This is a genomic window from Allocoleopsis sp. (assembly GCF_036703385.1).
Taxonomy (GTDB): domain Bacteria; phylum Cyanobacteriota; class Cyanobacteriia; order Cyanobacteriales; family Coleofasciculaceae; genus Allocoleopsis.
Genome location: NZ_DATNPA010000024.1, coordinates 1 through 5284, shown reverse-complemented (window position 1 = coordinate 5284; position 5284 = coordinate 1). Strand labels below are relative to the sequence as shown.

Genomic DNA, 5284 nt, shown 5'->3' with positions numbered 1-5284 from the left:
CGGTAGGCAATATCCGGAGCATTATTGGTTTGAGCGATTAACAAGGCTTGTTCGGTGAGGTCTTGAGCATTTTGAAATTGCTGGGTTTGTTCGTAAACTGCACCTAGCTGTCCCAAGGCATAAGCTTGTGTGCGAGCATCGTTTAAGGTTTTGGCTTGTTGCAGGGCTTTGGCTAAGATTTGACCAATTTCTCTCGATGAGAACGTGCTGGTCGTACTCATCTGCCCTAAACGCGTCAAACTTTGGGCAAAGTTAATTTGGGCATAGACGGCGGCTCGATTAGAGGGTAGGTTAGAGATTTCAGCTTGAATTTGTGATGCCAATGCCTGAGCATTGCTAACTTGCTTCGTGTCCAGCAACAAGCTCAGTTGATTGAGTTGGGCTTGAGCGCGGCTTAGGGGTGAGGTGGATGATTCTGTTGCCTGTTGATAAAACTCTAAAGCCGCTTCGGTGTCCTGCTGGGTTCGGGCTGTGTTCCCTAAACTCAAAAGAATGGCACTAATATCAGAAGAGGATTGCAGTTGCTCGGCTAAAGCCAAACTTTGCTGCAAAATCTGCCGGGATTCGTCTAATTTTCCAACCACGCGCAACGCATTGCCGAGGCTACGTAAAGCCGTAATTTTAATAGGAGTATCGGGTTGATTTTGTAGGGCTTGTTTCACCTCGGTTAGAGTCTTGTTAGCCAGACGGTAAAGCCCCAAATTTTGTAGAGCTTGGGCTTGGTTAATCAGGCTGCCGGTCATTCCCGTGCGATCTCCGATTTGAGCATAAATAGTGGTAGCTTGTTTCCAAGTATTGAGAGCGGGTTCGGCTTGTCCTTGCGCCAGTTGCAGTTGACCTTGCATGTTTAGGGCTTGGGCAAGGACGGGTAAGCGTTGGGTGGAAGGGATTGTTGTTGGCTGTTCTTGCAAGAGTTTGAGGCTGGATGCGTTAAGCGTAGCTATCGCCTTGCGAATCGCACTTTCCGCCTCATTCCACTGGCCCAATTGCTGGTACGCTAAGCAGAGGTAATTTAACGCCAAAGCTTGATTGATTCTATCTCCTTGCTCTTGATAGACCTTTGCCGCCTGTTGCCAAGCGGCTGCCGCGTCCGCAAACTTTCCCTCCTCATAGAAGGTTTTACCCTGTTGTAGTCGTTGAGATTGATTGGGTTGATTTTGGACAACTGGGGCGACAGCGGGAACCTTGGCAAAAATCGGAGTGGCTAAGGTACAGAAAAAGGTCGTTATCAACCCTAGAAAAAACTGAGTTGCCCAACCTCTTGCTATTCGCCTTAACTTCAAAAAAAAATAGGTGCGGTTGTTGTGACTCTTTCGACGTTTAGGGAACATAGCAATCTTGTGGCGTCAGGTTGGGACTGTGGGGTGTAACGTTAGGAGCACTAGCGGTGAGGACGACCTCGCCTTTATTATTGATTACCCATCCATTCGCTTCCACAATGGGGAGTTGGGTAGTTGGCGTTCTAGAAGTAACCGACTCTTCACCCTGAATGGTGCTTACAGTTGTTGGAGTACGTAAATCTGTCCACACCGCATCATGGTTGAGAGTCCCACTAGGATTATCCGGCAAACCGCCGCGACCTGTGATGATAAATTCGCTGTGGTTTTGCCCCTGACTGGCTTGGCAAACTGGGTCAATTTCAGTGCTTACAACCTTCTCTGGTAAAGGGATGGCTTGTGGCTCGTTCCTGACATCAATCTCCACGACCCCATCTAATCCAACCTGCGAACTCGCCGTGAAGTCACTTTCGGGAGTACGGCGATTTTCAAAACGTCTGAAGCCATAAATCCCTCGTGCTCTGGCGGAGATATTGCCTCCTCGACCCTGAAAGGCATTGGCAACGATATCGCTGTTCTCTGAGAGGATTGCCACGACAAAGCCACCCGTATCCATGTTGATATTGCCACCATTACCCGTGCCGCTCGCTTCCGTTGAGATTTCACTGTTGCGACGCAGTGAGATGAAGTCTTCCACCCGCAACTGAATGTTACCCCCCTCACCAGAAGTCGTTGTCGCGCTCAGTTTTCCTTGATTGTTCAAGAAGATGGAACCCGCGTTAACTTCCAAGTCCCCTGCTGCTCCCGAACCCGTACCACTGACCGTGACTTGCCCCCCATCTTGGATTACTAAGCGTCCCGTATCAATGGTTATCCCTCTGGCATTGGCGGCACTGCTGGTATCAAAATATAAGCCACTGGCAAATTGACCATTAGCTGAAGTACCACTCACTTCCACTTCATTTGATGCCGCTACCTGCAACACGCCCCCTCTACCTGTACCAGACGTTCTTGCTGATACTTGTCCGCCATCCCGAACCCTTAACGTGGAAGTGGTAATTTTCAACTCTCCAGCATCTCCAGCATTGGATGTATCAAATAACAAGCGACTGGGAGTCTGACCATCGGCTGAGGTACCACGCACTTCTACAAAATCCGATGCGTTAACATTTAAAGTTCCTCCCTGACCGGTACCTGTGGTGCCAGCCGAAACTTGTCCGCCGTCTTGAACGATTAACCTCCCGGTGGTAATCTTTAAATTTCCCGCATTGCCGGAACCAGAGGTATCAAATAACAAGCTACTCGGTTTTCCATTAGTGGCAGTACCTATCACTTGCACCGAATCAGAGGCGTTGACTTCCAAGGTTCCGGCGCGACCGGTACCAGATGCGCTTGCTAAAACTTGGCCTCCATCCCGCAGGGTCATTTGTCGGGTAATAATGCTTAAATTTCCAGCATCACCCGCACCCCGAGAATCGATGGATAAACCACTTGAGAAAAAACCATCTTGTGAAATTCCAGATAGCTCGATTTCAGATGCCTGCACTCGCAACTCACCCCCATTCCCTAAACTTCCTGTAGAGGTTGATGCCTGTGCCCCACCCTGAATGACCAGTCGTCCCGTTTCGATGGTTAAATCTCCTGACTTTCCCGCCCCCACCGTCGCTGCAATCAAGCCACTGGGTAACGGGCGGACTCCGAGAAACGGACTCAGCGAGGCTCCAATTAGTCGTTGTAGGGAAGTGTCGTCTAAAGTCACCGCAGCAGTCCCCAGCAGTTCCACGGACTCGGACGCTCGCACGGTTAATTGTCCCCCTTGTCCCTCACTCGACGTTCCAGTCGTGACGATGGCTCCATCCCGAACCACTAATCGCCTGGTGTCAATCGTCACGTCGCCGGAGCGCCCGTTCCCCTGAGTTCCAGAAGCAACAATCGTTGGAGTGCCGTTGGCTGAGGTGCCAATCAGTTCCACTAAGTCAGAGGCTTGAATGGTTAAAGTTCCGCCTGGATTCTGGTTATCTGTACCAACGGCTAGCCTTGCCCCACCTTGAACCAGCAACCGCCCAGTCTGAATGGTCATGTCTCCAGCACTTCCCCCAGCTCCGAGGGGAGCGGTAAACAAGCCGATAGGAATAGTTTGGAGTGCGCCGATCGCTGTGTTGATGGAAACTCTACCATCAACGGTGGTTCCTGTCACTTCGACGGACTGGGAAGCATTAACAAGGAGATTTCCTCCACGATTTTGATTGGAAAGAGAACTACTTCCCACTACTCCATCTCGAATCACCAACTGCCCCGTGTCAATCTTTACGTTGCCACCCGTCCCGGAACCTAAAATAACATTGAGAACGGAGCTGCCATTGAAGATGTTGATGGCTCCTGTCGCATTGAGGGTAATATCTCCGGGCTGACTATTATTGGTGTCAGAAAGTATTCTCCCGGCAGAGAGGTAACTGCGATCCAAAACATCGATATTGCGGGCGTTAATCGCAATACTGCCGCTACCTCCATTAACTACATTAATTCCAGCCGCGTTGGTGATGGAGACATCGGTTCGTACAACATCTGTGGGAAAATTCAAGCTTAGAGAATTGCCATTGACGTTCAGGGCGACATTTCCCGGTGCTGCCACGCCGCCCAATTCGACTCGACCCCCTGGTGCTTGCAAAATGCCGCCTTCCAACCTTACATCGCCACCGACGAACAATAAACTGTTTCCCGGAGCAAGGCTTAGACGAGCTTGACTGACAATTGGCTGAGCCGGAATTTGATTGAAGAACAACGCATTAGGATTTACGTTTAACAGTTGGCTCGGCAGGGGAGCAGCTGGATTAGTACTGAAAATGTCTCCATTGCTCAAAGCGATCGCATTGGCAGTGGTGGCGACGAAGGAACCATTAAGAAGCAAACGGGCATTTGGCCCAAAGGAAATACCCTTTGGGTTAATCAAAAATAAGTTAGCATTGCCACCCGTGACACTGCCATCCGTGACACCAAGCGTTCCTAGGATGTTGGAGGGGTTGGAGCCAGTGACTCGTGTCAGGATGTTTTCAATTCCAGCAGGATGCGTGAACAAGGCTGTTTGCCCTGCTTGAACTGTGAATTCCCCAAAGCTATGAAAGAGAGTATTGTCTAGGCGTGTTCCACCAGTAATTAGAATACTCGGAACATCGTTATTGTTGAGGGGGTCAACTGTCGATCCTAAGGTGCCATCGGGTATTATCTCAGCCTCAGCACAATTTCCAAAAGTGACAATCAGAGCGATGCTCACCCAGCGAACCGCTTTCGGTATCGCGCTTGCTCTTGCATTCGCTAACCCTACCTTCCAGCACAAACACTGCCAGATTGAAGTCATGATGGGCTTTCCTCATGGAAGACTTTCGTGAAGAACTGTCTGGAAAATAGATTAAAGGTTAAGAATTTTGGTTAATCTGATTCTGTCTTTGTCCAAACTGCTATTAACAACAACAGAGTTACACTTATCGTTTTTGCCACAAATTAGGGATTACCTTAGCATTACTTGCTTAAAATGAGAAATATCTTTAACTTTTTGTTATAGAACAGTTAACAGTTCATTGTCATATCGAAATCAATCTCATGGAAGGGCAACTAATCGGTGGACGCTATCAGATTATCAATCAGCTGGGGCGTGGGGGGTATGGTATTACCTTCTTGGCTGAAGATCGGCAGCTACCGGGTAATCCTCGATGTATTGTTAAGCAACTCAACCCTGAAGTCACTGAGTCCAATAATCTACAAGTAGCAGCACAGCTATTCAACGCAGAAGCACAAGTCCTCTATCGGTTGGGCAATCATCCTCAGATTCCTCAACTTTTAGCTCATTTTGAGGAAAATCAAGAATTTTATGGCTCTTCATTACTTGGTATGCCAAACTATCAGTTGAAACGGATGATAAGCGTTACACCCCGCAACTTCCCGCAATTAAGCGCCTCCGCCGCCCCAAGTAATTCTAAATAATGCCCAAAATTCTTGCCCTGCAAGAATTT

3 protein-coding genes are annotated in these 5284 nt (G+C 48.9%); 1 reads left to right on the top strand and 2 read right to left on the bottom strand.

The window, feature by feature from the left end:
- Nucleotides 1-1331, bottom strand: a 1331-nt coding sequence (locus V6C93_RS01200; protein WP_333474812.1) for a tetratricopeptide repeat protein, incomplete at its 3' end; no start/stop codon positions are given.
- Nucleotides 1321-4632 (bottom strand): filamentous hemagglutinin N-terminal domain-containing protein, encoded by a 3312-nt coding sequence (locus tag V6C93_RS01195; RefSeq protein WP_333474811.1) that lies wholly within the window; start codon nucleotides 4630-4632, stop codon nucleotides 1321-1323. The genes V6C93_RS01195 and V6C93_RS01200, both read right to left, overlap by 11 nt.
- A 242-nt stretch (nucleotides 4633-4874) precedes the next feature.
- Between V6C93_RS01195 and V6C93_RS01190 the strand changes: the two genes are divergently transcribed.
- Entirely contained in the window at nucleotides 4875-5255 is a 381-nt protein-coding gene (locus tag V6C93_RS01190; RefSeq protein WP_333474810.1) for a hypothetical protein, read from the top strand.
- Nucleotides 5256-5284: the final 29 nt, after the last annotated feature.

What these genes read in the sequence shown, in the direction of transcription:
- V6C93_RS01195 (WP_333474811.1), bottom strand. Translation starts at nt 4,632, where the DNA reads ATGACTTCAATCTGGCAGTGTTTGTGCTGGAAGGTAGGGTTAGCGAAT.
- V6C93_RS01190 (WP_333474810.1), top strand. Translation starts at nt 4,875, where the DNA reads ATGGAAGGGCAACTAATCGGTGGACGCTATCAGATTATCAATCAGCTG.